This window comes from Amycolatopsis sp. NBRC 101858, from assembly GCF_030269325.1.
GTDB lineage: Bacteria > Actinomycetota > Actinomycetes > Mycobacteriales > Pseudonocardiaceae > Amycolatopsis > Amycolatopsis ponsaeliensis.
The window spans coordinates 1,897,230-1,923,245 of sequence record NZ_BSTD01000002.1; the positions used below are offsets into that span (position 1 = coordinate 1,897,230).

Consider the following 26,016-nt stretch of genomic DNA (forward strand, 5'->3'; position numbering starts at 1 on the left):
ATATTCCGGGCCGCCGTTCGAAAGTTCAGTTAACAATAGACGGAAGGTCTGGCCATTCGACCAGATCAACAAAACCGATCAACGACATAGCGGATCTCGCTCGTCGAATTAACCCGGGATCTTTCGTAGCCATTTCCAAAAGTGGCGCCGTATTGAAGTATGCAACCACGTTCACAAACCGCCTGATTCGACGCCGTGCGACTCTTTCCAGTCCGAGTTCGATCAATTGCACCAGAGTTGAAGTGACCAGGCGGGGATCAATCTCAGCGTCGTGCATTAATTTGTCCAGAGCCCCGTAGGCCGCCTCGTTGTCGCGATCGGACATCAGGATTCTCATTGCGCAATGGACCAGTGTTTCAGCGGCGACGGAACGGGCAAAGCCTACGCCGAGCACCACAGTCAATGTGTCTGTAGGAGTGTCAGGATCTGCGCAAATTGCATGAAGCAAAGTCGTCCAGAGCCGACTCGGCATAGGGATCCCACCGAGTCGCCCCAGGGTGAGGCAATCCTCAAAGGCCGACAGTTTGACATCGCTTTTAGCGGTGATCGCGGATAGGATCACGTTAGCAGGAGAGCGAAGCTTGCCGTCGTAAAATGCGAACGCATTCAGTGCCGAATCGACATTTCGACTCAATGGCTCAACGGCATGCAGGAGAACATCGTCTTGCGGTGATTGGTGAACGTGGATTCCAGACTCCATCACACTGCCAGCTGGCAAGACTATTTTCCCGTTCGACTGGGAGTCAGGAATCCCGAAGCTCCATGCGAGATCAGTATCCAGTACACTTGGAGGTTCATCCCGCATTAGCACGACGTCCCGCCGGGTCCCATGACCTGTGCGCCTGATCGCAAGTATGTCGATCAAGCTAGTCCACTCCTCGGCGCCCAGTTGCGAGCGCCACAGCAGAGTAAGTTTCTGCCAACTGGTGACCGGGTCGTCATCATCAGACAGGTCCGAGGCACTAAAAGACTTCCCGGTCGTCAATGCCAGAATAACCAGGTTCGCCGTGTAGACGGCAATCCTCCGAGCCGTGGGAAGACGACGAGGCTGGTAGCGGTCCAGACTAGCGTCGATTCGAGAATACTGCGCCGACGCGAGTAGGCTGCGCACGACCGAGGTGAGCGTAGTCCTGTCTGCCGCCGACACATCGTCGAGAAGTTCACCCAGGAACCCGAAGATAGCTGCTCGCGTTGTCAGCGGAGCAAAGGACAGCAGGGCGTGCAGCATTGTGTCGTCAACTTCAGGAATGCCAAAATGATGTGCGGACACGGCGCGCTGCTTGACCACGAGATCAAGGGCCATACGGTGGACCAGTCTGGCCACCAAGTATTCACCGAAAGTAGCATGCAAGAACTCATAGGTGTGTACGAACTCGTTGTCGAGAGACGCCCGGGCCTCATGAATAAAGAAGAACCGGCCGACAATAAGCTGCGCTGCAGTGAGTCTAGTGCGCATGGTCTCGCCGGGACCATTCCGTGCATCAAACAGGGCGTCTAGATCACGTCCGAGATCGTTTTCCGCAACCCACTGACTGCCTCGGTTAAACATAGCGAATGCGACAACGGATAGTCGCGCCAATTCCTGGTCAACGCCTCGATCGATCTCTTTGTCGAGCATGCTCGGGTTACTCTTAGCAATCTCGCGTCGGGCGAAGCGGGTCAATAGCTCTTCGTAGAGTCGCGCCCGACCCATGGTCAGGCCATCCCGCTGAAGTGCATTGCCGTCGGCGTCGTAAAGCGCCAGCATGAAAAGGAGCAGCGGTTGCCCCGCCAGGGCGCCATGCGCAAGGACGCTGTTAACACTGAGAGAGTCGAGCCCATTCCTCTTCTGATAGTCGGCGTTGACCCCGTTCCATGCCGATAGCCAGCGGGCAACTTGTGGTTCTTCGAACGGCTCCAAGCGCAGCACCACGGTACCGTCGGGCAGCCTGGCGCGGTTGGCCACCGCGATCCGACTAGTCACTATGACAACAACCGCGCGGTTGTGCTCCCTCTCGCGCCGCTGGAAATCGCGGATCTTCGTCAGATAGTCCGATCGACTAACTCCAGTCGCCTGCAGGAGCTCGTCGAAACCGTCGAGGAGGACGACCGGGACGGCCGCGCCAGCCGATCTGGCCAACTCGGGCCAATCAAGGCGTTCCCCTGTTGCTACACGGATAGCGTGTTCGATCTGTTCCTGCAGGTCGGCCTCTGCTGGAACATCGCGAAGGACGACCCGGATTGCGAAAAAGTCCTCCGGGGGCAGGAGGGCGGCGAGCATCTTGGTCAGGACCGACTTGCCCGACCCAGGTTGGCCGAGCACCATCAGCGGCGTGGTGATGGCCCGCGAGCAGGTCAGGTAGCCTGCGAGATAGTCCTGGGCGTCAGATCGAACCGGTAGGTTCGTCCACCATGAATCCTTACTGACCTCATCACGCTGATTTGCCTCGGCCACACGGAACAGCGGCGCGACGTATGCGTCCCTGAGCGTCGGCACCGCGAGTCCCCGCGGCAGATCTCCAGCTTCCACCAAGGGGCGGTCGAGCGCGGCGCAATGAGCTCGGACCACGGCATCTCGCCGGTCGTCGGGGGTCATGCCGCTGGTCACTGTGAGGAGCAGATCACGCAGGCCGTCAAGAGAAGTCCGAGTGGCAGAGTGCTCGATCATCGACACCCACACCCCGAATTCAGGGCAGTCGACGGCGAGTCGCCGATAGTGCCCCTGGTACAATTCAAGCGCCCTGTCGGGAATCTCTTTCGCCACCTCGGCCCGATAATGGTCGCGCTTTACCGCACTGAGGCGCTCCCAGACGAGCAGACCCTGAAGAAATTCGATGAAGTTCTCCACCGATGCCGCAAAGTACGTTGTTAGTTCGGCGCCGAGTCGTTCGGCTGGCAACTCTGGTCCCGGCAAAGGGATCTCCGAGCCAAGAAGGGCACTGACAAGGTCTTTAGCCTTCGGGGTAGCAGGCCGCTCGGCGGCGATTATGGCTAATTGCTCCTGCTTAATGATCTTCAGCTGCTTGAGCTTCTTCACGTCGACTGGGAGGCCGACCTTGCCAAGCGCCTCGAAGAACGCGGTGACGACTATGACGCTATGTGCCGCTTCTAGCAGCTGGGTTCGTCCAACCCGATTGAGTCCAGTGACCTTGTCGGCGACGGTCTTAGTCAGCTCATTGCCCAGCCGCACCAGTTCGGCGCGAGCGCCAAGCAGGTTGATACCGCCCACGAGCAGCAGCCCGGTAGCCGAAAGACGGTCAACGAGGTTGAGCAGGGCAGTGTCTCCACCCAGCAGCTTGACAGCGTCGTTGTAACGGAAGCCTCGTCGCATGTCGGCAAGTATGCCCGCTGAGCCCTGGCGTGCAGAGAGGACCCGCCGGGGCGATATTGATCTGTCACACAGAATCGATATTAAGCACGGGAAGGACCTTTTCGGCCTTAGCCGCCATGCACTAACGAACAAGACAGCGCTATTGAAATTTAGCGACCGGGTTTGACTGGCGATCTTGCTCGTCCACCAATCGGGCCCTGATCGATCCCCGGCAGGCGTGGCGTATCCCGGCCGGCTTCACTCCCGTGGCCGCGCCGTGACGAGCGCCGCCGCGTCCTACTGGGTGTCCGGACTGCTGGAGCTCGTAGGCGAGCTCCAGTGGGGGAAGTGGATGATCGCGCGACCCACTGTTCATCGACATGCCCCGGCGCAACCTCACCCTCGTGCTCAACGCCGCCCTCCCCGCCCAGACTACGAGCAAATCCACCTGTCTATCGCCGCCGTCGAACACAGCCGCTTCACCGGATACCCCATCCGTCCGAAGCACCACCGGTCCGCGATCTAGGAGAACCCGCAATGACGATCACCACCAACGCCCAGTGGACCGGGCGTTCCCTCGTCACCGACGACCTCTTCCAGCGGCTGACTGACCGCATCATCCAGGTCGAGGGCTTCGAGCGTGACTTTGTCGGGCGCATCCTGGACCAACCACTCGCGTTCCTCCTCGCCTGCGCCGCCAACGACGGCGCCCCGCTCGCACCGAGCGAACTCGTGCACATCGGCTGGCACACTTTCGTCCTCGACACCTCCGAGTACGCCGCCTTCTGCGATCGCATCGCCGACCGATTCATCCACCACGTGCCCACCGACAACGGTCCCGCCGTCGAGTCTTCTACGGGCACGCAAACTGTCCTTGTATTGACAATTTTTTGTCAATACAAGTCGAATATGTCCAGTCACGGAGGTTTCCATCGGAAGCATCCCGGCTGGCAGGTGGGTAGCCGGAGATCTTTTTGACGCTGTCTCGGCTTGGCGAGCTTCCGCGACGGCGATTGTGGTCCGCGCAGCCGGGGTGGTATACCGAAGGCGGGTTAAGCGGCTTTGGGAGGGGTGCGCGATGACCCGGGATCCCGTTCACCACTCGCTGTTCACGGTCGACATCGAAGACTTCAGCGCAAGGTACCGGAACGACCGCGCCCGGCTGGCCGTGCGCGCTGCGATGTATCGCCTGGTTCATGACTCCTTCACGACGGCTGAGGTCGACTGGGACTCCTGCACGTACCAGGACTGCGGCGACGGCGCCGTGATCATCGTGCCGCCCAAGGTTTCCACCGTGCTGTTGCTCGACCCGTTGCTGCCCGGGCTGCTCGCCGGTTTGGTCGACCACAACCTCCGGGCACCGCCCGCCCAGCGGATCAGGCTGCGGGTCGCCGTGCACGCCGGTGAGATCACCCGTGACGAGCACGGGGTGACCGGCCACGACCTGGTCGTGGTCTGCCGTCTACTGGACTCGGCCGAACTCAGGGCCGCGCTCGCCTACGCCGATACCCCGCTGGCGGTCGGGGTGTCCGACCACGTCTACGACACGATCGTGCGGCATGGATACCGCGGCATCGAGCCGTCGACCTACCACCCGGTCACCGTTCAGGTGAAAAAGACCCGGCTGCACGGGTGGATCCACGTGCCCGGCTCCCGGGTGCCACCGTCGTTCGAAGCACACGGCGGTGAGACGCCGCCGCAGCAGTTGCTGCCGGATCTGACCGCGTTCGTCGGGCGCGCCATGGAGCACCGGCTGCTCGACAAGCTCAGTGTCGAAAGCCGCCTCCTGGTGCTGAGCGGCCCTCCCGGCGTCGGCAAGAGCGCCATCGCGATGCAGTGGTGCCACCAGGTCGTCGACCGCTACCCCGACGGCCAGCTGTATGCCCACCTCGGCGGCCCGGCCGGGTCGGTGACGGTCGAGCAGGTGCTGGGGCACTTCCTGCGCGTGCTGGGCGTCGCCGCCCCTCGCGTGCCGGTCGGCCTCGCCGAGCAGTCCGCGCTGTTCCGCTCCCTCACCGCGGGCCGGCGGCTACTGCTGGTGCTCGACGACGTCGAGTCCGCCGACCAGGTCCGCGCCCTGCTGCCGTCGTCGGCGGTGAGCACGACTGTCGTCACCAGCCGGTCGAGGCTGAGCGGACTGGTCGCGAACGGGGGACGGCTGATCGAGATCGCCCCGCTCCCTGAAGAGGACGGGGTGGAGCTGCTCGCGCGGCTGGTCGGCGACGGCCGGATCGAACGTGAGCAGCCGTGTGCGCAGCAGCTGGCGGCGCTGTGCGCCGGGCTCCCGCTGGCATTGTGTGTGGCGGGCGCCCGGCTGGTGTCCCATCCTCGGTGGTCGGTGGAAAAGGTGGTCGCAGAGCTGGTCGACGAAGGGCGTCGGCTGGCCGGCTTGTCTCTTGCCGGTGATCTGTCCGTACAGGTGGTGTTCGATATGTCGTCCGAAACGCTGTCCCCTCCCGCCGCGCGGCTGTACCGGCTGCTCGGCCTCCATCCCGGCCCCGACTTCGAAATCGGTCTCGCCGCCGCCGCGGTGGCCGTGCCGACGGCCGAGGCGGAACGGCTGGTGGACGAGATCGTGACGGCGAACCTGCTGGCCGATCCCGCCGCCGACCGGTACCGGCTCCACGACCTGATCCGGTTGCACGCCCGGCAGCAGGCATTGGCGCACGAGCCGGCGGAACAACGAGAGCTGGCCCTGCGCCGGATGCTCGACTGGTACCTGCGCACGGCCACCGACGCAGGTGCCGTCGTGACCCCGCACCGCACCGACGTGCGCCGCGATTTCGCGGACGTCCCCGTCGAAACCGTCACGTTCGCCGGCCATGCGGACGCCCTGGAATGGCTCGACCGCGAACGGGTGAACCTGCTGGCGGCCGCCCGCTCGGCGGCGGACAACGGCTGGAACACCACCGCGTGGCAGCTGGCCGACGCGATGTGGGGCCTGTTCCTGTACCGCACGCACTACTACGACTGGCTGCAGTTCGACCTGCTCGCCGTCCGGGCGACCGTGGAGGACGCCGACCGCGAGGCGGAGGCCGGCGCGAACGACCGGCTGGGCCTGCTCTTCCACGCGTTGGGGCGCAACGACGAGGCGCTGGCCCACATGGCGACGGCCGCGCAGATCTGGCGGGAGCTCGGTGACCGGCACCGGATCGCGGGCTCGATGGAACGATTCGGCTTCGCCTACCTGGACCAGGGCCGGATCGAGCTGGCCCTGACCCATTTCGAACAGGCGCTCGAGGGCTACCGGGAACTGCGGCAGCAACGCAGTGTCGGGCTCGCCTTGGTGAGCATCGGGCGCGCGCTGTTCACCGCCGGCCGCCCCGCCGAGGCCGAACCACCGCTGGCCGAAGCCGTCGGGGTGCTGGACGGCCTGGACGTGCCTGATCCGTACAACGCGGCGAGAGCGCGGATCGCGCTGGCTCGCACCGAGATACAGATCGGGGCCAGGGAGCGGGCACTGGAGCGGCTGCGCGTGGCCGCGGCCGCGATGCGGGCCGTGAACTCGCCGCTGGGCCAGGCGGACGCCGAATGGGCTTTGGGTGAGCTGTTCGAACACGCCGGTGAGCCGCGGGTCGCGAAAGGCCACTACGAGCGCACCGAGGAGATCTACGCCCGGCTCGGCAACCCCGGGGTGGACCAGGTGCGGGAGCACATCAGCCGGCTCTGAGGAGTCAGGCCCGGAAAACGCGCCGGTAGGTCGGGGGGATGGGTTCGTCGGCCGGATGGGTCACCGGTTCGCCGTCCACCTCGATCCAGGCGTGGAACGAATACGGGTCGACGGCGAACCCGAAGCACCAGTCGATCCGGAGACCGAGGAACGCGGCCGTCAGCACCGCGGTCAGCGAAATCTCGACGCAGGCGACCCGGCCGGGGTACCACCGGCTCGCCCGGCGGGCGGCGCTGAGCGCGGAGAGAGCGTCCGCGGCGCTCGCCTCCGGCTTCGCCTTCTTCAGCCTGGCTACTAGAGCGGCCGAGGTCCGGAAGGGCAGGCGCAGGAGCAGCAACGCCAGCAGGAACGTGAACGGGGCGGTGAGCCGCCAGCGCCGGCCCGCGGGGACCTCGTCCGCCGGCACGGCCATCAGCACGCCGGCGGCATGACGGCCTTCCGCGTCGGGCAGTTCGACCAGCCCGCGGGCCACCAGCGTGGACACCAGCTCGTCGGCGTCCCGGCGGATCCGGTCCGCCGGCACTGCCGGGTAGCGAGCGAGGAGGGCGTCGACCGCCTTGTCGACGTCGGCCGCGCTCCGCAGCTCCTCGTAAAACGCGGCGCCGCTGCGGTTGAGCACGAACCAGCGCCCGGTCGCCGAATCGAGCAGCACGAGGCGGCCCGCGTCGTCCGGCACGGCCCGCACACTGGCGGGCACCCTGGCTTTGATCACGGTCGGACCCCCTCCTCGCGCTCCCGCAACCACGCTTCCACCGCGAACACCTGGTGGAGTGCGCCCCACGGGGTGGGCATGCCCTGGATTGCGCCCTCGAGGACTTCGCGGACCGGCCCGGGCTCGAGGATCCCGTGGTCGGCGGCGACGGATTCGGTGAGCATCCGCCGCAACACCGGCGCCGCCCGGCGGACACCGAGGTACACGCCACGCGTGTAATCACCCTTGGTCGTGCGGGCCAGCACCGCCGGGGGTACCAGCCCGCTCAGCGCCGCGCGAAGCAACGGCTTGGGCGTCCTCGGGTCGGCGCGCCGGCGCGCGGGCAGCGCGAGGCAGGCCCGGACCACCTCGGTGTCCATGAACGGGGCGTGCACCTCGACGCCGAACTCGGCGCCGACCGCCCGGACGGTGCGGAGGGTCAGCGTCTGCTGCCTCACCAGCTCCTGGGTGACCACGTCGCCGGCGTCGAGGTCGTCGTCCTCGGCCAGGTGGTCCGCGGTCTCCCGGATGTGGGCGGCGAGAGACCGTCTGGCGGCCGGGGTGAGCCACTGCGCCGAAGGACGCCGCCAGTAGGCGATCCGGTCCGCCTCCCAGGACTCCGCACCGACCGGGCGACCGGCTGCCACGTCCTCCGCGAGGGAGTCCAGGGCCCGGCGCCGGGTCGTCCGGCTGAGCGTGACCGCGCGGCTGACCAGCGCGAGCGGCGTCCGGCCGCGCAGCCGCGCCCACGCCACGCAGTCGGACCACAGGCGGGTCAGCTCACCGTGCCGCGCGAGGTCCGCGAGGTAGGCGGCCGGAGCTTTCAGCACGACGTCGCCCCCCTCGCCCGTGAGATGGGCTTGGGAGCCGAATTCGACGGCGCGCGCCAATCGCGTTCTCAGCGCCCCCGTCGCCAGCGACGACCCGTGCGGCCAGTCGCCGGTGGGACGCAACACCTGGTAGGGCAGGTGCCGGGGACCCGCGGGCACGAGGTGGTGGCGGATGCCGGTGACACTTCGAGCGTGCCGCCCTGCGAATTCGATGTCGTCGGTGACCGGGGCGGCGGGATTGACGGAGGTGAAGGAGTCGAGCTCGCCCAGCTCGCCCGCCGCCAGCACCGTCAAGGACGTCGAGTCCAGGCCACCCGAGAGGTCGAACGTCCACCGATACGGCGACAGGGTGCGGGCCCGTACCGCCGTGGAGAGGGCGGCCCGGAGCCGTTCGGCGGATTCCGCCATCGTCATTTCCGGTTCGGGGCGCAGAACGGAATAAGGACGCTCGCGGAGGCCAGCCCGGCCGATCGACAAAACGTGCCCAGCCGGCACCCGGTGGATACCGCGGTACATCGACCGCCCGCGTACCGGTTCGCCCGATTCCGGACAGGCGAGGATCGCCGCCACGGAAATTTCGTCCAATGGCCCACCCGCCAGCCGCGCGAGGTCCGAAGAATCGGTGCCGAACCAGACGGCATCCGCCTTCTCGGCAACGAAGAGCGGAAACTGACCGACTGGGTCGGCCAGGAGGACCGCCCCGGATCGGGTGATCAGGAGACTGGAGTGGCAGCCCGGCCAGCCGTCCGTCGCGCCGACGTCGTTCGAGCGTGATATGGCCTCACAAGCCTGGGCCAGCTGGGAGTCTGGCACGAAGCTGTGTCCGATGAGGAATAGTGTGCCATCACGGGAGCCCGCCTCTCGGAGGCTGGCCGACAGCGTGCGCGAGACAACGTGGGCGAGCCCGGTCGCCCTGGTCCAGCAACCGACGAGGCTCATCGATTCACCACGACGGCACGTCACCTGGGTCCGGCACGGGTTCAGGAACTAGTCTTCCTGGCCGCTATCGTCCACGCTTCCGTTGCCATTCCCGCGGGTGGTCTTGAAGACCGGACCGAAATCGAATACCGCCGGCGGCTCGTAGTCACCCTCGGGAACGATGAGGACGGTGTTCGGGTCGACGTCAGCGTCGTTCACGAGTGCCCCCTGATACGTTATGGCGAACCGTCTTCGTCCAGTCACTGTCCGCACATAGTACTGTTGTTCGGGTCGATTGACAAAAAGTCACCCGCACAGGAAGTCGACTTGTCGAACCGGTCGGGTTGAACCAAGCTGTTGCCGAACCGCCCACCCCCGGAGCTCCAGAGTCAACAGGCCGGCAGGTCCGCCTTCACCGACTCACTGCCCCTTCCTCTAAGCCGTGTACTCTTCAAATCGAAGCCGATAAGCCATCAGGAGGCAGAGTGTCGAGCACGGGAGCCACGACCGTGGAGGCCCGGTCCCTGCTGTGGACCCCGTCCGATTCGGTCAAGGACGTCAACCGCCGGAAGGTCATCCGCGCGGCGATGGCGGATCCCGGGATCACCCAGGTGAGCCTGGCCAAGCGCCTTCTGCTGTCGCAGGGAACCGTCTCCGCGGTGGTCTCGGAACTCCAGCAAGAGGGCATCTTCCGCGTGCAGAGCGAGGAGGGCGAGCGCGGCAAACGGGTCCGGCTCGGCGCCGTCCGCGGAGTGGCCGTCGGCGTGGAGGTCAACCACGACCGGATCGCGGTGGCGGCGCGCCGGGTGGACACTTCGGCGGTCGAGTACGAATCCGTGGCCTTCCGCGCCGATCAGGGCAGCAGCAGCTGGGTCCGGGAGAGCGCCAACCTCATCAAGGAGCTCACGGTGCAAACCGGGCTCGACATCGATCACATCGTCTCGATCGGGGTGGGCATCCCGGCCGCGGTTGACCCGCGGACCGCCTTGGTCACCCAGGTCGCCGCCTCGCTCGACTGGGACATCACCGGCAGCGTCCCGGAACGATTCCGCGACCACTTCCGCGATGTGCCCATCATCGTGGACAACGAGGCCAACTACGCGGCCTACGGCGAGCACCTGTACGGAGCCGGCCGCGGCGCCGGGACCATGCTGTTCGTCAAGGCGTCCGTCGGCCTCGGCGCCGGGTTCATCATCGGCGGGCTCATCTACCGGGGACGGCACGGGTACGGCGGGGAGATCGGTCACCTGACCATGGAGCCGGACGGCATTCCGTGCCGGTGCGGCAACCGCGGCTGCCTGGAGACCCTGGTCGGCGGGGCCCGGCTCCTCGAGCAGGTCCGGCAGGCGTACGCGGGCTATCGCGCCGATCTGCCGACCAGCGTGGAGGGCATGATCGAGCGGGCCAAGCGCGGCGACGCCGTGTGCCGGCGGGTACTCCAGGACGCCGCCCGGACCATCGGCCTGGCCCTCGCCCGCGTATGCAACCTGATGAACCCCGAGCTGATCGTGCTCGGCGGCGAACTGGGGAGGGCACCGGAACTCCTGCTCGGGCCCATGATGGACGGGCTACGGCTCTACGCCCTTCGAGGCATGGTCGAATCGAAGGACCCGGTGAAGATCGTCGGCTCGGACCTCGGTCTCGCCGCCGGGGCGCGGGGAGCGCTCGGATTCGCCCTCATGACCGACCGCACCATAGAAGCTTGAGCAAGCCTTAAGGCACGACCTTCTTGACTTCAATTTGAAGCAACGTAGACTTTTGTCAGAGGCTCACAGTTATCGGGTCCGAAGTTGGGAACGATGGCCATGCGGTACCAGGACGCCATAAGCGACCTCTCGCCGTGGATCCGTCGGCTTGCCGGTAGCTGACAGACGGACGGGTGTACGACCGGGTCGAAGCAACGAACACTTCGATTCGATGGTCGGACGTCATGAAAGGTGCCATGCGATGGACGTCCCCCCACTTCACCTCATGACGACGGGTTCTTCGTCCGGCGGCATCCGCCGCTTCGCTGGCCGCTACTTGCCGAAGGCCTCCGCCACTTCGCGCCACCGCCCCGCACCGAAGCTCGGTCGCGGCTGGATCAAGCCACCGTCGGCGGCCACGACGGTCAGCCGCGAGGTGGAGACCGAGGCTCGGGAGGAACGCTGGAACACGATGGACATCGAGCGCACGGTCTTGGTGGCCGTGCACACGATCACCAGCCTGATCCGGCTGGAGGACATCGTTCTCCCGCTCGAGGACGATCCGCGCGTGCAACTGGTCTACACCCAGGTGCCCGACCAGTTCGGTGAGGGCGTCGAAACCCGGCTGCGGGACATGGAGGTCCGGGTCCTCTCCTGGGGGGAAGCGACCAGGCGGAAGTTCGACCTGGTCGTCGCGGCGAGCCTGCACCGCCTCGGCGACCTGCCGGCCACCGCGAGGTTCGCCGCGCCGCACGGGGCCGGGTACAACAAGCTCTGGCCCGCGTGGGCGTGGCCCGGGCTGAAGGACGACCGGCCGGTGTACGGCCTGGACCGGGCGTCGTTGCTCGACGACGACGGCCAGCCGATCGTCGACGCGTTGCTGCTCCCCCACCCCGCCCACCTGTCCACCCTGTCGCGCCAGTGCCCCGAAGCGGTGCCGTACGCGGTGGTGGCCGGCGACCCGTGTTACGACCGGTTGCTCGTCTGCCGGGCGCACCGCGAGCACTACCGCGAACGGCTCGGCATCCGTGACGCGCAGACCCTCGTGGCCGTGTCGTCGACGTGGGGGCCCCGCTCACTGCTGGCGATGAACCACGACCTGCCCCGGCGGCTGGCGAGCGAGCTCCCGGCCAACCACCGGGTGATCGCCACAGTGCATCCGGCCGTATGGGCGCAGCACGGCGCCCGGCAGGTCCGGAACAGGTTCCGCGAGGCGCACGCGGCCGGGCTCGACGTGGTCGACACCTACGAGGACTGGCGAGGCCTCTTGGCGGCCGCCGACTTTCTCGTCGCGGACCACGGCTCACTCTCGGCGTACGCGGCCGGCGCGGGAATCCCCGTGCTGCTGAGCCACTTCGCGGACGGCGAGGTGGACCCGGACTCGATCGTGGCCGAACTGGCCCGGAACAGTCCGCTGCTGGATTCCCAGGCCCCGCTGGTCGGTCAGCTGACCGCCGCGCGGGAGGCGCAACCCGCCCAGTGGCGGGCCGTCCACGACCGGCTGGCCGCCCGGCAGGGAGTGTCGGCCGAGATCGTCCGGGAAACGCTCTACCGCAAGCTTTCCCTGACCGAGTTGCCACAGCCAGCCCGGTGGCCGCTGGTGCCGCCGCCGCAGCTGATCAGGGACAACCGGCGCAGCCCGTAACTCCCACATCGGGAGCCGGGCTAGTACTTCAGCCGCACTTCGTTAGGTGGGTGACGTCGTCGATAGTGGCTGGTTTGGCGCGGTGTTGGTGGCGTCGGCGCCAGCGCGACCACGCCCAGACATAAGCCTGGGCGGGAAATCGGGTCAGGTGTGCCAGGAGACGGCGGATTTCGGCGAGGGTGACGGCGAGGTAGGTGTGGGCCAGCATGGCCACAGTGACGTGCCGATACTAAGCGTCGTGTCGGCGGACCTGGTAGTGGTCGAGACCGACTTCGTTTTTGGCGGTCTGGAAGCATTCCTCGATGGCCCAGCGGGCTCCCGCGACGCGAACGAGCTCGGCGTCGTCGGTGCCCTCCAGGCCGCAGCAGAGATAGTAGGCGAGCTCGGGTTCCTTGTCGGCAGCGGTGATCTGACGTCGGATGAGCAGTCATCGTGTCCAGCCGGGCGGGGTGTGTTCGCCAGCGGGAAGTGACGACTGACGCCAGCGCCGCTTCTGCGTGTTCACGGAGGAGCTGTCGTTGCCGGGGCGCCAGCTGCTACATACAGCCGACGGCAGGTGGGCGTCGTGCTGCTTCGGCGCTCAGCAGGCCCTCGGCGCGGCTTCACCGGCCGCTGACAACCGTCGCGGCCGCCACCTTCACGACTGCGCCAAGAACTGACGTCGGGACCACCTGGCGAGTGGGATCCGGAGCGGAACGTGGATTCAGCTACGCGACGCGGGCTTCTCTCGATCGAGTGGCATGTGTCGCGTTACCGCGGGCGCAGTGAAGGCGTTCCTGGCCAAAGACAAGCCAGAGTTCGCCGGCCGGTGACGATCGCCGGTGTGGCCTCGCCCGGTCGGACCACACCGGCCGCGCCGCTAGAGCAGGCCGTTGAGACGGTTGAACAGGGCCTGAAACCGCATGCGGGTTGGCTCGTCGATCTCGTCGAGCAGCTTCCCGGGCGAGCGCATCAGGTGATTCGCCGGCTGAAAGTGATCGAACCGGCCGCCGTGGAGCGCTTCAACCTGCTTGACGATCCGGCCACCGCCGTTGAGCCGCGACTTCGCGAACCTGCCCACCTTCGACGCGTTCAGCAGCTTGAGGTACCAGGCGACGTCGAACAGGTCCTCGATGTCGGCCTCGGCGGTGCCGGTGATCTCGGTCAGATACACCAGACGTCGGTCCTCGAGCAGGCCACGGCTGGCCAGCTGTGCGATCCGCTGGTTTCCACCGGCGGCGACGTCCATCAGGACCGCCACCTTGAGCTCGCTGCCGCCCATCAGCGACACGAACGCAGGAACCTTGTCCAACCCACCGGCCGGCGTGATCGTCCAACGCGGGTCAAGCGGCGTGCCGCCCGCCCGCCGGATCACGTCGCTCATCACCGCCAGGTACACCACGTCGGCCGGGCCCTCGACCAGCAGCTGGTTCGGGCCGATGATCAGCGTCTGGGTCATATCGATGCCGAGTGCGCCGAGCAACGGGAAGACGGTCTCGGGGCGGGCCTTCCAGATGTCCTGGCTGACCTTCGTGCCTTCGTTGTCCACGTCCTCGACGGTCCGACACTGCTCCAGCTTGTTCGGCTGGATCATGAACAGGGAGTGCGTGCTGTACACGACCTGGTGGTGTGGCGCGAGCCGTTCCTCGATGTAGCGCAGCAGGTCGGCCTGAGCCTTGGCGTGCAGGTTCAGCCCTGGCTCGTCGAGCAAGATGATCCGCCGTCGGCCGGTGCCGCTGGTGTACTCGGAGAAGGCCGCGAGGAACGAGAAGAACCAGATGAAGCCTTTCGACCGGCCCTCCATCCCCAAGGTCACGCGGTGCTTCGCGTTCTTGATGCGGATGTGCAGCCACGGATCGGGAAGCGGAACCGACGGGTTCTGCGGGTTGGGCTTGGACCGGAACTCGATGTCGAGCTCGACCGAGAGGCTCGGGTTTTGGGTCCAGTAGTCGAAGAGCTGGTCGGTGAGCTCGTTGGCCGCCGCCTCCAGCGCGGCCTTGCGGCTCTCGTAGGAGTCCGCGGTGAACTCCGCAGACTCGACGCCGGCCAGCTTCAGCAGGGACAGCGCCGTGCGCTCCTGCGGTCCCAACTCTGCCTCGTCGATGGTCTGCAGCCGAGTAATCGACACCTCTCCCGGCAGCACGCTGTACTCGTCGAAGTACTGGAAGTCGGGAATTCTGGACCGCAGAACCTTTCGGATGTCAGCCCCGAGGTCGCGCTCGGCAAGGTCATTGGCTAGTTGGACAGCAGCTTCCGCTTCGCTGTCCGCGCGAAGTGCCGTGATCAAGTGCTCGACGGTCGTGGCGTCGGCGTAACGGCTGACGTCAAGGCCTGCCTTGGTGACCAGGTGGCGCGCGGCGCCAAGCGGGTTCGAGATAGCCGATTCCCAGTAGAACCACTTGGCGTCGTACTTGCGGCCGACGGTGACAACGTCGGCGCGAAGCGCGTCGGCACCAAAGTCCTGGGTAACCGCATCGATGTCCGCCTGCTCGAGCTGGAAGGTCACGGTCACCGGCTTCGCCGAGGTGATCGCGGCCTTGTCACGGGAACGGTAACGACGCGGGTAGTCCCGCAGTTCGTTGAAGTTGGTCGGGTGCCCGCTGGAGAGCGGGTCCACGCGGTACAACGCCTCGAGCACTGCGGTCTTGCCGGACTCGTTCTTCCCAACGAGGGCGGTGACATCACCGTTCAGGGTGAATTCACCCGAATCGGTGACGCTCTTGAATTTTGTAATGTGGGCGGACAGCAGACGCATCGACGCTCTCTTTCTGCAACGACCTCTAAGGAGGGCTGCCCCGACCAGCGGTACACAGGCTACGCCGTTCGCGCCGTAATCGCTAAGCCATTTCGTCGCTGCCTCACACCCGCAAACGGCGTCCCGGCCGACGAGAGGGGCCAGTCTGCCCTCACCCGGCCCGGCCACATGGCAGCCGGCCTACTCCCAGGCGTAGAAGCCGCGGCCGGTCTTGCGGCCCAGCTCCCCCGCGGCCACCTTGCTGCGCAGCAGCTGCAGCAACGCGAACCACTTCCCGAGCGTATGGTGCAGGTACTCGGCGAAGACCATCCGCACGTCCAAGCCGACGAGGTCGGTGGAGCGCAACATACCCACCGAGTGCCGGTAACCCAGCTCGATCGCATTGTCGATCGCCTCCGCGCCGGCGACTCCCTCTTCCAGCATCCGGATCGCCTCCACCCCCAGCAGGACGCCGCGGCGGCTGGCAGCGAAGCCCGGCAAGTCGCGGACGGCGACTCGGCCTTGCTGAGGTCCCGGACGCGGCCCATCACCTCTTCGGCGGTCTCGGGGCGTACATCACCTCGACCAGGTTCGAAGCCGGCACGGGGTTGAAGAAGTGCATACCGAGGAACCGGCCGGGCAACCGCAAAGCGCGCCCAGCTCGGCGACCGACAGCGAACTCGTGTAACTGGCCAACATCCCATGGTCGCCGATCACTGGCGAAAGACCGTGCGAGAACTGTTCACCTGCCCAACCGATCACTCACCGCCGCCAAGCAAGCAGCGTCACCCGACGCGACGGCAAGAGCCGTCCAGCTCCCCGGCGTGCGGCAACAAGCGCTGGTATCGGCATACGGGCCTAGTTCCGCTGGGGGGCGGGTAGCTTGCCCTTCGGTCAAGCGTCGTGGCGCCCCTCTGAGTAACCCACCGTGATCAGCACAGAGAGGCGATTGGATCTTGCGCTATTGAGCGCCCTCTTGCACCTGACTGGGGGACGACTCAGGGGTAAGGCCTGACAATAGGGCAAGTCTGAAGGACCGGAGGGATGCGGCAACGTTTGGTTACCCACGAGTGGAGGTCGGGGTCGATATAGGTCAGCAGCTGGTAGGCGTCGTGCATGCGGTCACGCAACTCCTTGTTCCAGATCGGCTCATGGTGTGCGATCCGGTTACGGAAGTCGTGAAGACGCGAGACCGGCCCCGCGACAGTCGAAAGCCGCTTATCCGGGGCATACGGGAACCCGCGGGCAAGGCTCGGCCACAGCGACGTCTGGTACTGGTTGGCGAGCAGGAACCGCCAGAAGCCGAATGACAGCTCGGTGATGGTCTGTCCATCACTAGGCATCTTGTGTTTGTTCTCCACGCGTCGGCGTGCTTTCTTGATGTCTTCACGCGCCTGCCGGTCCAAGATGTAGTGATGATCATCGAGCCAGGAGCCGGTGCGGTTCTTTCGCCGGTGCTCGCGTTCGAGTCGCGTCGCCATGGTGTTACGCAACGCGACCTCAAGGTGACTCATAGTTTCCCAGAAGCTGGCACTGGCCAGCGAGTTCCAGGCGTACAGGTCGAGAGCGGCGTCGGGATCATACTGGCAGGCCGCGAGGTAGACCGCCATCCGCGGGCTGCCGAGTATGGTCAGGACGGAGCCGCCCGGTTGATTTGCCGTCATCGTCTCGGGTACACTCCTCGCCGAAGACTGCGAGACGGTCCCTGGTAGTCCTGCTCGGGACAGGCCAAACCGACGTAGTTATGTAATCGTGTCCTTCGGGAAGGCGCCGTCCATCGGGCGGCGCTTTTCTTTGCTTGCGAGCAAGCTGAACGTGGCTCGCGGGCTGGGGCGGCGTCCCGGAGCCCCACCATGGCCACTACAAGGTCTGTCATGAGTTGAAAGTCGCGTGACGATCGCCTGTTGCTACGGCTTACGGTCGGTAACTACGTGACCGGAACCCATCTGAGTACCAGGCGACAGGCTGGACCCGGTCGGCCGGGCCCGCCGCTGTTACCCACTCCGGAGCGCCGGGCGCTGGAGCAGACCCACGACGCCGCAGGACGCCGAGGGCTGGCACCACTATAGGACGAGCACCGTGTCCTTTACGCCCTCGCGACCGCGCTGAGCACCACCGCGGCGGCCGGCCAAAGCGCTCGATTCGCGTGTGGGGTTCCATAAGTCGTGCGAGTGCCGGAAATCACGTCCACGCAGGTCAAACGGCATGTCCGTACTCGTGGAGGACTCCCCCGAGTCGGTCCTGCCAGCGTATGACGAGGCGTTCGATCCGGTCGGGTTCAAGGGCCTGGGGCCGGGCTCGCAGGGGCGCCGCGGCGGCCAGCGATCGGTGGGTTCGATGCTGGTTGTAGTGCCGCTCGTACTCACGGAGCGCATGCCGGAGGTGAGTCTCGTTCCAGATCAACGTGCGGTCCAGCAGTTCGGCCCACAGCGTCTTCACCCAGCCTTCCATGATCGCGTTCATGCGAGGCATCCGGACACCGGTGCGCACAGTGGCGATCTTGGCGTCGCGGAGGACCTCATCGATCAACGCGGGGTACTTGGCATCGCGGTCGCGGATGAGGAACCTCACCTGCGCAACGTGCCCGGCATCCGCCAGGTCCATGAGCAGATTGCGGACAGCTTGCGTCACCCAGGCATGGGTGGGGTGCGCGGTGGTACCGAGAATGCGGACCCGCCGGCCAACGTGGTGGACAGCAGCGAGGATGTACTGCCGCTGCCCGGTCAGGGTGACGGACTCGACGAAATCCATCGCCAGGATCGCCTCGGCCTGGGACCGCAGGAAGTCAGCCCACCTGACCGCCGCCCGTTGCGGGGCCGGATCGACACCGTCGGTCTTGAGGATCTCCCACACGGTGGAGGCTGCGACCTTGACACCGAGTAGGGCGAGTTCGCCGTGGATGCGCCGGTAGCCCCACGAGGGGTTCTCGGCCGCCAGACGGAGGACGAGGCGACGGACCGAGGTGAGAGTACGCGGACGCCCAGGCCCTCGGTTCACGCTCACGCGGGCGTGACGGTGTTTCACCAGATCGCGATGCCAACGCAGCACCGTGTCCGGGGTGACCAAGAGCCGGAGCCGACGCAACACCCCGCGGGACAGCGGCACCAGCAACGCTGCAAGGAACATCCTGTCCTCGGGCCGAAGTCGCGGGCGCCGGTCACCGAGCTGTCGTTGCAAGATGGTCAGTTGGTGGCGCAGGGCGAGGATCTCAACGTCCTTCTCGCGGTCGGCCATCGACAGTAGCCGCAACACCGCGAACACATGGACAACCGCAAGATAGACGAAGCGAACCAGCACGAGACGCGATTCATGCCGGACCGCGAGCGGTCACCCGCCGATGACCTTGACCTGCACGGACACATTTCTTGGCACGTACAACCCCGGGCGGTTGCCGACGTTCGCCCAGGTGGTCCGGGTGAACCTGATCGGACGTACAACGTACTGCGCCTGGGCGCGGCACCGATCGCGGAGAACTCCATGTTGACGGCGACCGCGGCGCAATTGTGCTGACATCCTCGGTGTCAACGTTCGACGGCCAGGTCGGCCAGACATCGTACAACCGCGTCAAAGGCGGGACGGGGACACGGGATGACCTTGGCCGCGGCGCGGGATCTGGCGAGCTGGCAGATCCGGGTCAGCACGATCGCGCCGGGGACCGCGGACACCCCGATGCTGGGCCAGCTGCGCTCGGACATCCGTGAAGGCCTGGAAGCGACGGTCCCGCACCCGAAGCGCCTTGGAGATCCCGACGACTATGCGCGGCTGGCCGTGGAGATGCTGGAGAATCCTTATCTCAACGGCCAGACCGTGCGGCTCGACGGGGCGATCCGGATGGCGTCTCGCTGAGAGGAACACCTCGATCAGCCTCGCGTGAGGCCGGGGTACTGCCCTTCGGTTAGACAAAACGGCTTCGTAGGAGTCTTGAGGATATGTGGATCGTCCAGTTGCTTGGGATCTAGGACAGCGCCGTCGAGGACCGCGTCCGTCAGATCCGCGCCGGAAAGCAGAGCACGAGTCAAGTGCGCCTCGATCATGTCGGCTCCCACGAACCGGGCGGCCACCAGGAAGGACTCTTCGAGATTCGCTTTGGGTAGTGCCGCGCAGGTGAAATTGGCTTGAACGGCGTTTACTCGTCCCATCTTGGCGCTCAAGAAGTTGGCACCGGTGAAGTCGGCGCCAGTGAGGTCCGAACCGCTCAGGTCCGCGCCCGCGAAGTACGCCCGGACGAAGTCCGTTCTCACCAGGTCGACCCCGGACAAGCAAGTACCGCGCAGGTCCACTGAATACTCGGCGGCATGCGTATCCGGCCGGATGTTGTGATGGCCGATGACCCCGAGCGCTTCCCGGATGTCGTTCGGCACTCCTTTCCCCTCAGTGCAGGCGGAGACCGGCGAGTGTTCACGAATGAATGACGCCAGTTGTTTGAGAACCGTGGGGTGGTGGCGCGGAGAGTCCATTAGCAGGCTCTCCAGCGAGTGGATGCCGCCTTGCCTGATATCGATGCTGTCGCGGTCACCCAGCTGCTGAACCGCGCGATTGAACCTGTCGTCGAATTGGCCACGCTCGGCGAGCTCGACCTGCTGTTGGCTCGCGTCGGCGGCATGCTGGCTCGCCTCGGCGGAAACACAGCTCACAACCACGGCACCCGTCGCCACGAGCACGGACAAAAAGCTGACAGCCTGGCTCCAGCCCCACTTGCCCTCGCGCGCGCCGACCGAGCGGTTGTCCTTCGGTGCTCTGGATCGGCTTGCCGACAAGACGGGGGAACTGCGCGCGGCTCGCCTGCGGTTCTTGCTGCGTCGCTTGCTTCTCGCGGACATAGCGAGCAATTATGCCGTGTCTCACAGAGTACTCCATGGCGGGGCGAACAAAGCACCGACGTCGGGACGGGTCACCTTCATCGATGCGTCCGCGTTGATTCATCAACGATCTTCATTTCCGCGGGCACCTGATGCGGGTCAACTGCCCGGCCAGCCACTCACCCAGCTCGGCAGTAGAGACGCCCGCCCGGAACGTTACCGCGGCGGCTGGCACCTCCCCCAGCAGGTCGTACGGGATCCCCGCCGCCGCGGCGTCCCGGACCGCCGGGTGCACCCGCAGCGCCTTCTCGATCACGATCAGCACGATCGTGAACCCGCCGCGGTTGATCGCGTTGTCGGTGCGGCCGTGGATGAACAGGAAACCGTCCTCGTCGATCGTGGCCAGGTCCGTTGTGCGGACCCAGCCCTCGACCGGGAGCTACGAGCCTTCGCCTCCAGCACGCCGACGCCCCCGAGGCAGCGGAAAATCCGTACGGTCGACGGCCCGCAACGACACCCCGGAACGCGCGCCCGGCGCTCCCCGCGTCGAAGTCCACTACTCCCGCTGCAGTGCCGGGTCCCACCCCGCGATCGCGCCCGCGAACTCCGCCGCACCGTACACCGACAGCACCAGGACGCCGAAGCGGGCCGTGAAGCGGTCGGCCTCGTCGGCCCACAGGAGCGCCGTTCCGGAGGATACCTGCTCGACGCCGTCGAAGACATCCGTCGGCAGGTCCGACTGCAGCACCATCCGCAGCGCCGCCTAGGCCAGCCGCACCCATCGCGGGCGGGTCCGACGTACGAGCGCGGCACACTGCGCCATTTCGAACTTCTACAGCAGCGCCGTCGGCAACCCCGCCGCCACGTTGGCGATCGGGAAGTACTTTTATTGATGACTGACTCTGGACGCGACTGAGGCACACTCTCTCCCAGAGAGTTCGGCCTCTTCTGCCCCGATCCCGCGTGATTTGGCGTCGAGCACACGCCCACAGCCGCTTCCTTCCCGGTTTAGGGTCGAGTCCCACGGAGCTGGGTCGAACACCTTGACCTGCGCAGTTTGATCACCGAAATCACGCTCATGAAATATCGTAGAAGGTCACCGCCTCTGCGTCAGCGCAGTGGACGGGACCGAAGCGGGTCGGTTAACAACATTCAGCCTGCCGTTCTGCTGCTCCATGAAGCAGTGCGGGCCGCCGAAGGTAGCCAGCACAATGCCGGGCAACCGCCGCAGCCCCGGCGCTGATGCCGCTGTTGTACGTGGCCGCACCAATCAGGTGCCCCATTCGACACCAGAATGATCTGGCGATTACCTGGCGATGGGAACCCGGGGCAACCTTGCCGAAGCCGCCCCTCCGGGAGGCCACCCGAGCCGACGACCTGCGGTAGTGCGCGGTTCGGCTGGTCAAACCATGTTCCGCACTTCCCTGATACGGAAGAGGTCACCGGGTAGCGAAGGCTCCCCCAGACCGCCTGAACACGCAGGTCAGAGGCTCAGGCCGTCGTCGAGGAGCAGAGGGCTTGGTGGCTGGATGGCAACGAAACGGCGACGCTTCCGGGCTGGGGCCACCAGCCAGCTTTAGACGGCGGCGCCATCGAGCCAGATGACCCTTACAACTTGGTGTCGTGGTGTCTCCCCGCAGCTTCCTGAGCGGAGTTGGTCGTTGAGGCGCGCGCCGTCGAAGTCGACCTGAACAGGTACTTCCCCTCTGGCCGGTACGGCGGTGTCGTGGACGATCCGTGCACACCGACCAGGCCCTGGAGCGGACATGACGACTCCTCCGAACACCTCTCCGCGATCAAGCGCGGCACCGCGCCGTGCACGACCGCCAGCGCGCCACGACGCTGCCGGTATTCGCCCTCGACCTGGTCGTCGGCGCGACGACGCCGCACCCACGGTGTTGTTGCCAGCGTCCCCTCCGCAGTTGTCGCCGGGCGCCGCCGGTGCTCTGCTGCGGCTGCTGCTCGACGCGGACAAGGCGGCCTGATCATGCGCTTCGCTTTCTACGGCCGGGTCTCCACCGAGGACCAGCAGGACCCCGAGGCATCCCGAAACTGGCAGCTCGCCAGGGCCAAGGCGCTCGTCGACAAGCACGGCGAGATCGTCGCCGAATTCTTCGACATCGGGCAGTCCCGTTCGATCCCCTGGAAACGCCGTCCCGAGGCGATCCGGCTGCTTGCGGCGATGCGTGACCCCAGCCGCGGGTTCGACGCCGTCGTGATCGGTGAACCGCAGCGCGCCTTCTACGGCAACCAGTACGGGCTCACTTTCCCCGTACTCGTCCACTACGGCGTCGGTCTGTGGGTGCCCGAGGTCGGCGGTGCGATCGAGCCGGAGTCCGAAGCTCACGATCTCGTCATGTCGGTCTTCGGCGGGATGAGCAAGGGCGAACGCAACCGGATCAAGATCCGCGTCCGGGCGGCCATGGCCGCCCAGGCCTCGGTCGAAGGCCGGTTTCTCGGTGGTCGGCCGCCCTACGGCTATCGGCTTGCCGACGCCGGGCCGCACCCCAATCCGGCCAAAGCTGCTGAAGGCAAACGGTTGCATCAGCTGGAACCCGACCCTGTTACCGCGCCGGTCGTGCAGCGGATCTACGCCGAGTACATCGGCGGCCGCGGGAAGTTCGCCATCGCCGAAGCGCTCACCCAGGACGGCATCCTCTCCCCCTCGAGCAACGACCCCGCCCGCAACCGGCACCGTACCGGCGTCGCGTGGGCCAAGGGCGCGGTCGGGGTCATCCTGACCAATCCCCGCTACACCGGGCGGCAGGTCTGGAACAAGCAGCGCAAAGACGAGGTCCTGATCGACGTCGAAGACGTCGGGCTTGGCCATGAAACCAAGATGCGCTGGAACGCCCGCGACAAGTGGATCTTCTCCGAGCAGATCGTCCACGAACCGATCATCGACGTCGAGACCTTCCAGCAGGCCCAGGAGATCGCCGCCGCCAAGGGCGCCGGCCGCAAGACCCGGGAACGAACCCGCACCCGCCACCCCTACGTCCTCAGCGGCCTCCTGCACTGCGGGGTCTGCAACCGCCGGATGCAGGGCCAGCGCAACCACGAACGGCCGTTCTACCGCTGCCGCTACCCCACCGAATACGGCCTGGCCAACAAGACCGAACACCCCCGCAACGTCTACCTCGCCGAGCGCGACCTCCTCGGCCCCATCGACAGCTGGCTCGCGACCAGCTTCGCCCCGCACCGGCTGCACGACACCATCGACGCCCTCTACGCCGCGCAACCGGATCTTGACGTCGATCCGGCGGCCGCGGCTGCCGAGAAGCTCATCGTGGAATGCGACCGCGCGCTGGAGCGCCACCGCGCCGCTCTCGAGGCCGGGGCCGACGTGCAACTGGTCACGGGATGGATCACCGAGACCCAGGCGCGACGCGCTGAAGCAAAGGCACGTGTCAGCATGAAGCCGAAGCAGCAGCGGCTGACCAAGGACCAGATCCGCGAACTAGTCGAGCGGCTGGGTGACATCAGGAAGGTACTGAGCGCGGCCGATCCCATCCGCAAACGGGAGGTCTACCGCCAGCTCCAGCTGCAGGCCACCTACTACCCCGGTAAACGACAAGTGCGGATCGAGGCTAATCTCGATCCGCACTGGTGGGGTTATGGTAAGTGTCCGAGGACGATCTTGCTCGATAATGACAACCCTTAGCCTCTAAGACACTCTCCAGGTGAGTAACTTTGAGCCAGTCGGCCAACCGCCACAGTCGAACGCCAACGAGGCGCGGGTGAGGGCGAGCAGCGTGGTGATGGAGGCGGGGTCGTCGCCGGTGAAGATCGTCTCGTCGGATCCAGGTGTCCACGACGTTAGGCGCGACCGGCCACTCGGCCTGTAACCACAGCTCGCCGCCCTCGAACTCCACCACGATGACGTAACTGCCGTCGACGTGACGGAAAGCCTCCTGGGTGTGCTCGGCGTAGCCGCTCCGTAGCAGCCGCGCGACCCGGCGCAGCCCCAGGGCCGCGAACCGCGGCGGTGCGGCGCAGCCAGCGCCGGATCCCGTTCAGCGCGCCAGCGTCCTCGTCCGGGCCGGCGTCGGTACTAACTTCTAGATACTAACTTCTAGATGCAGGCGATCGAGGCGAAGTCGGGTGTAGCGGGCGAGGCTGCCCTCGACGGGCATGATCACGATGGCGGTCGAGGACCAGCTCGGTTCGATCAGCCCGGCCGCGGCCACTGCCGTCCCGGTCCTTGTGGTCGCCGCTGGGTTCGTCTTCGGTCAAGTAGCCGACCTCCCGATCAGAGCTGACGAGTGGAAATCCGAACGCGCCGTTGCTACCGCGATCATCGGCGCGGAACTCACTATCGGTCACGATGTGGCTCGAGTAGTCCAGCTTTTCTTGGCAGGGTTCAGCTCTCGATGACGGCAACCGCCTCGGTGACGCAGCTCAGTGTTGTCTCACCTACCGGCTGCACCTCAACGAGCCAGATACCAGGGGGCGCGGGAAGCGCGGCGGAGTAGCGATCGTCACCGTCGAACGTCGCCGTCTGTTGCCGGATGAGGTCGCCAGCCAGCGTCTTGAGCCGTATCATGATTCGCAGGTTCGGCCGGTTGGCTGTCACCACGACCGGCAGCGGGCTGTCGGTCGTGGCGACTTCGGGTACGTCCAATCCAATTTTGACCGGTGGAGACAGGATGCTGCCGACGTCAATGGCGTTTGCCTTGGTCCAGACAAGATCACGGACATACTTGTGGTTGGGTAGCGATCCATGTTTTTGCCAGACAGGTATGGCGTCCGCGTCGTCAGACCACTCAGCTGGCACAGCGGCGAACCGCGCGACGGTACCGTCACCGAGGTAGTCCCGGCTGCGGTAACGGCGCGGGTAGGCGACCTCCAGACCCTGTATGCGCACGCTCTGAACGGTCGGCTGGCCGTGCCCGACGATCGCATGTGTCCGGTATGGCGGCTCTCCGTTCGTCCGGAATGCCTCCTTGATCTCGTCGTGGAACCGCAACCCGTCCTCGACCAGGGGACGAGCCCCGGAACCGAGCAGCATGGTCGCCTCGACATCGGCCAGCATCTGCGGTTCGGGCACGGAGTCGACGCAGCGGTAAACGGGAAGAAGTTGCCACAGTGCGGGCATGGTGCGGGCGGAATCACGGAGGGGCACTGACCAGCGACCTAGAGGCCAGGGAACGCTACCGGCCAGCAACTGGAGAGCCTTCACCGACCCGCTGTAGGGCGTACCGAGTGTGATCAGGTGGCGAGTGAGTTCCCGACCTCCAAGAACCTCTAGGTAGTAACGTGCCACCAGGCCACCCATCGAGTGCGCGATAAATGTGACCTTCGCATTTCGCTGGCCGGAATCTTCTCTCCACTTGGAAAGTTCGCTTTCGACGAACGATTGGAGGCGACGCGCCGAATACCTGTTGGATAACCGCCAATCATACGGGAAGAGGCGCATATTACCGTATCGCCCACTTCTCTTCAGCAGGTCGTCCAAGAAGGCGCCGTAGCCAGGTCCAGAGTGAAATCCAGGCCATATCGACCATCCGCGGACGAGGTCGGTCGGCACGTATCCGCTGGGATCCGGATCCCCATCATCGATCCCCGCCGGTAAGGCCAGCTCGGCTAGCGTTCCCGCCACGTTCGACAACCCGCGAGCCAACACGCCCACCTCAGCGTTCCAGACAGCCCCACGCGGAGACTCCAGGATGCTGCCCATGATACCGGGAAGGACGATGACCAGGTCCAATTGCCGCTCCTCCATGAGAACAGTCGACGGTCTCCCGAAGATGACATGTACAGTAGCCTGTCGTCGGAC

The 26,016-nt window shown here is 65.9% G+C and carries 18 protein-coding genes and 2 pseudogenes; 7 read left to right on the forward strand and 13 right to left on the reverse strand.

Annotation, left to right across the window (positions count from 1 at the left end; translation table 11 throughout):
- Positions 1–25 precede the first annotated feature (25 nt).
- On the reverse strand, positions 26–3,310 hold the full coding sequence (locus tag QSK39_RS21815) for an NACHT domain-containing protein (protein WP_285479614.1): 3,285 nt from the start codon (positions 3,308–3,310) through the stop codon (positions 26–28).
- A 516-nt stretch (positions 3,311–3,826) separates the two neighbouring features.
- Here QSK39_RS21815 and QSK39_RS21820 point away from each other — a divergent pair.
- Entirely contained in the window at positions 3,827–4,267 is a 441-nt protein-coding gene (locus QSK39_RS21820) for a glycine-rich domain-containing protein (RefSeq protein ID WP_285479615.1), read from the forward strand.
- A gap of 100 nt (positions 4,268–4,367) precedes the next feature.
- The gene (locus QSK39_RS21825) at positions 4,368–6,959 is read left to right on the forward strand and encodes an ATP-binding protein (RefSeq protein ID WP_285479616.1); all 2,592 of its coding nucleotides are present in this window, start codon (positions 4,368–4,370) and stop codon (positions 6,957–6,959) included.
- Between the two features lie 4 nt (positions 6,960–6,963).
- Here QSK39_RS21825 and QSK39_RS21830 read toward each other — a convergent pair whose 3' ends face one another.
- From QSK39_RS21830 to QSK39_RS21840, 3 genes are read right to left on the reverse strand one after another with little or no spacing between them, the layout of a single operon-like run.
- Positions 6,964–7,671, reverse strand: a complete 708-nt coding sequence (locus QSK39_RS21830; protein ID WP_285479617.1) for a lasso peptide biosynthesis B2 protein — start codon at positions 7,669–7,671, stop codon at positions 6,964–6,966.
- Positions 7,668–9,419 carry a lasso peptide isopeptide bond-forming cyclase gene (locus QSK39_RS21835; RefSeq protein WP_285479618.1) on the reverse strand — a complete coding sequence of 584 codons (1,752 nt, stop codon included), beginning with the start codon at positions 9,417–9,419 and terminating at the stop codon, positions 7,668–7,670. The genes QSK39_RS21830 and QSK39_RS21835 overlap by 4 nt, the downstream gene beginning before the upstream one ends.
- A 48-nt stretch (positions 9,420–9,467) precedes the next feature.
- The gene (locus QSK39_RS21840) at positions 9,468–9,617 is read right to left on the reverse strand and encodes a hypothetical protein (protein ID WP_285479619.1); all 150 of its coding nucleotides are present in this window, start codon (positions 9,615–9,617) and stop codon (positions 9,468–9,470) included.
- A 266-nt stretch (positions 9,618–9,883) separates the two neighbouring features.
- On the opposite strand from QSK39_RS21840, the gene QSK39_RS21845 reads away from it, so the two are divergent.
- Positions 9,884–11,104, forward strand: coding sequence for an ROK family transcriptional regulator (locus QSK39_RS21845; protein WP_285479620.1), 1,221 nt, complete (start codon positions 9,884–9,886; stop codon positions 11,102–11,104).
- A gap of 241 nt (positions 11,105–11,345) precedes the next feature.
- A complete protein-coding gene (locus QSK39_RS21850; RefSeq protein ID WP_285479621.1) occupies positions 11,346–12,728 on the forward strand; it encodes a hypothetical protein in 1,383 nt (460 codons plus the stop codon).
- Between the two features lie 28 nt (positions 12,729–12,756).
- Here QSK39_RS21850 and QSK39_RS53295 read toward each other — a convergent pair.
- From QSK39_RS53295 to QSK39_RS21875, 5 genes and pseudogenes are all read right to left on the reverse strand, one after another.
- Positions 12,757–13,155 (reverse strand): annotated as a pseudogene (locus tag QSK39_RS53295) (hypothetical protein); the annotation flags it as partial.
- Positions 13,156–13,587: 432 nt separating this feature from the next.
- Entirely contained in the window at positions 13,588–15,462 is a 1,875-nt protein-coding gene (locus QSK39_RS21860; RefSeq protein ID WP_285479622.1) for an ATP-dependent nuclease, read from the reverse strand.
- 180 nt (positions 15,463–15,642) lie between these two features.
- A pseudogene (locus QSK39_RS53300) lies at positions 15,643–16,140 on the reverse strand (3-hydroxyacyl-CoA dehydrogenase family protein); the annotation flags it as partial.
- A 299-nt stretch (positions 16,141–16,439) separates the two neighbouring features.
- Positions 16,440–17,105: a hypothetical protein gene (locus QSK39_RS21870; RefSeq protein WP_285479624.1), complete on the reverse strand. Its 666-nt coding sequence runs from the start codon at positions 17,103–17,105 to the stop codon at positions 16,440–16,442.
- Between the two features lie 532 nt (positions 17,106–17,637).
- Complete coding sequence (locus tag QSK39_RS21875) at positions 17,638–18,738, reverse strand: integrase core domain-containing protein (RefSeq protein WP_285479625.1); 1,101 nt, start codon at positions 18,736–18,738, stop codon at positions 17,638–17,640.
- 291 nt (positions 18,739–19,029) lie between these two features.
- Here QSK39_RS21875 and QSK39_RS21880 point away from each other — a divergent pair, with 291 nt between their 5' ends.
- Positions 19,030–19,287 carry an SDR family oxidoreductase gene (locus QSK39_RS21880; RefSeq protein ID WP_285479626.1) on the forward strand — a complete coding sequence of 86 codons (258 nt, stop codon included), beginning with the start codon at positions 19,030–19,032 and terminating at the stop codon, positions 19,285–19,287.
- Positions 19,288–19,301: 14 nt separating this feature from the next.
- On the opposite strand, the gene QSK39_RS21885 is transcribed toward QSK39_RS21880, so the two are convergent.
- From QSK39_RS21885 to QSK39_RS21895, 3 genes are all read right to left on the reverse strand, one after another.
- Positions 19,302–20,261: a pentapeptide repeat-containing protein gene (locus tag QSK39_RS21885; protein WP_285479627.1), complete on the reverse strand. Its 960-nt coding sequence runs from the start codon at positions 20,259–20,261 to the stop codon at positions 19,302–19,304.
- Between the two features lie 112 nt (positions 20,262–20,373).
- Complete coding sequence (locus tag QSK39_RS21890; protein ID WP_285479628.1) at positions 20,374–20,565, reverse strand: AMP-binding enzyme; 192 nt, start codon at positions 20,563–20,565, stop codon at positions 20,374–20,376.
- 231 nt (positions 20,566–20,796) lie between these two features.
- Entirely contained in the window at positions 20,797–20,991 is a 195-nt protein-coding gene (locus QSK39_RS21895; RefSeq protein ID WP_285479629.1) for a hypothetical protein, read from the reverse strand.
- 1,236 nt (positions 20,992–22,227) lie between these two features.
- On the opposite strand from QSK39_RS21895, the gene QSK39_RS21900 reads away from it, so the two are divergent.
- Positions 22,228–23,901, forward strand: coding sequence for a recombinase family protein (locus QSK39_RS21900; RefSeq protein ID WP_285479630.1), 1,674 nt, complete (start codon positions 22,228–22,230; stop codon positions 23,899–23,901).
- 470 nt (positions 23,902–24,371) lie between these two features.
- Positions 24,372–24,614, forward strand: a complete 243-nt coding sequence (locus QSK39_RS21905) for a hypothetical protein (RefSeq protein ID WP_285479631.1) — start codon at positions 24,372–24,374, stop codon at positions 24,612–24,614.
- Here the strand turns inward: QSK39_RS21905 and QSK39_RS21910 are convergent.
- On the reverse strand, positions 24,601–25,947 hold the full coding sequence (locus QSK39_RS21910; RefSeq protein ID WP_285479632.1) for an esterase/lipase family protein: 1,347 nt from the start codon (positions 25,945–25,947) through the stop codon (positions 24,601–24,603). The two genes, QSK39_RS21905 and QSK39_RS21910, sit on opposite strands and share 14 nt — an antisense overlap.
- Positions 25,948–26,016: the final 69 nt, after the last annotated feature.

What these genes read in the sequence shown, in the direction of transcription:
- QSK39_RS21815 (WP_285479614.1), bottom strand. Translation starts at nt 3,310, where the DNA reads ATGCGACGAGGCTTCCGTTACAACGACGCTGTCAAGCTGCTGGGTGGA.
- QSK39_RS21820 (WP_285479615.1), top strand. Translation starts at nt 3,827, where the DNA reads ATGACGATCACCACCAACGCCCAGTGGACCGGGCGTTCCCTCGTCACC.
- QSK39_RS21825 (WP_285479616.1), top strand. Translation starts at nt 4,368, where the DNA reads ATGACCCGGGATCCCGTTCACCACTCGCTGTTCACGGTCGACATCGAA.
- QSK39_RS21835 (WP_285479618.1), bottom strand. Translation starts at nt 9,419, where the DNA reads ATGAGCCTCGTCGGTTGCTGGACCAGGGCGACCGGGCTCGCCCACGTT.
- QSK39_RS21850 (WP_285479621.1), top strand. Translation starts at nt 11,346, where the DNA reads ATGGACGTCCCCCCACTTCACCTCATGACGACGGGTTCTTCGTCCGGC.
- QSK39_RS21860 (WP_285479622.1), bottom strand. Translation starts at nt 15,462, where the DNA reads ATGCGTCTGCTGTCCGCCCACATTACAAAATTCAAGAGCGTCACCGAT.
- QSK39_RS21870 (WP_285479624.1), bottom strand. Translation starts at nt 17,105, where the DNA reads ATGACGGCAAATCAACCGGGCGGCTCCGTCCTGACCATACTCGGCAGC.
- QSK39_RS21880 (WP_285479626.1), top strand. Translation starts at nt 19,030, where the DNA reads ATGACCTTGGCCGCGGCGCGGGATCTGGCGAGCTGGCAGATCCGGGTC.
- QSK39_RS21885 (WP_285479627.1), bottom strand. Translation starts at nt 20,261, where the DNA reads ATGTCCGCGAGAAGCAAGCGACGCAGCAAGAACCGCAGGCGAGCCGCG.
- QSK39_RS21895 (WP_285479629.1), bottom strand. Translation starts at nt 20,991, where the DNA reads ATGGTGCTGCAGTCGGACCTGCCGACGGATGTCTTCGACGGCGTCGAG.
- QSK39_RS21900 (WP_285479630.1), top strand. Translation starts at nt 22,228, where the DNA reads ATGCGCTTCGCTTTCTACGGCCGGGTCTCCACCGAGGACCAGCAGGAC.
- QSK39_RS21905 (WP_285479631.1), top strand. Translation starts at nt 24,372, where the DNA reads ATGATCACGATGGCGGTCGAGGACCAGCTCGGTTCGATCAGCCCGGCC.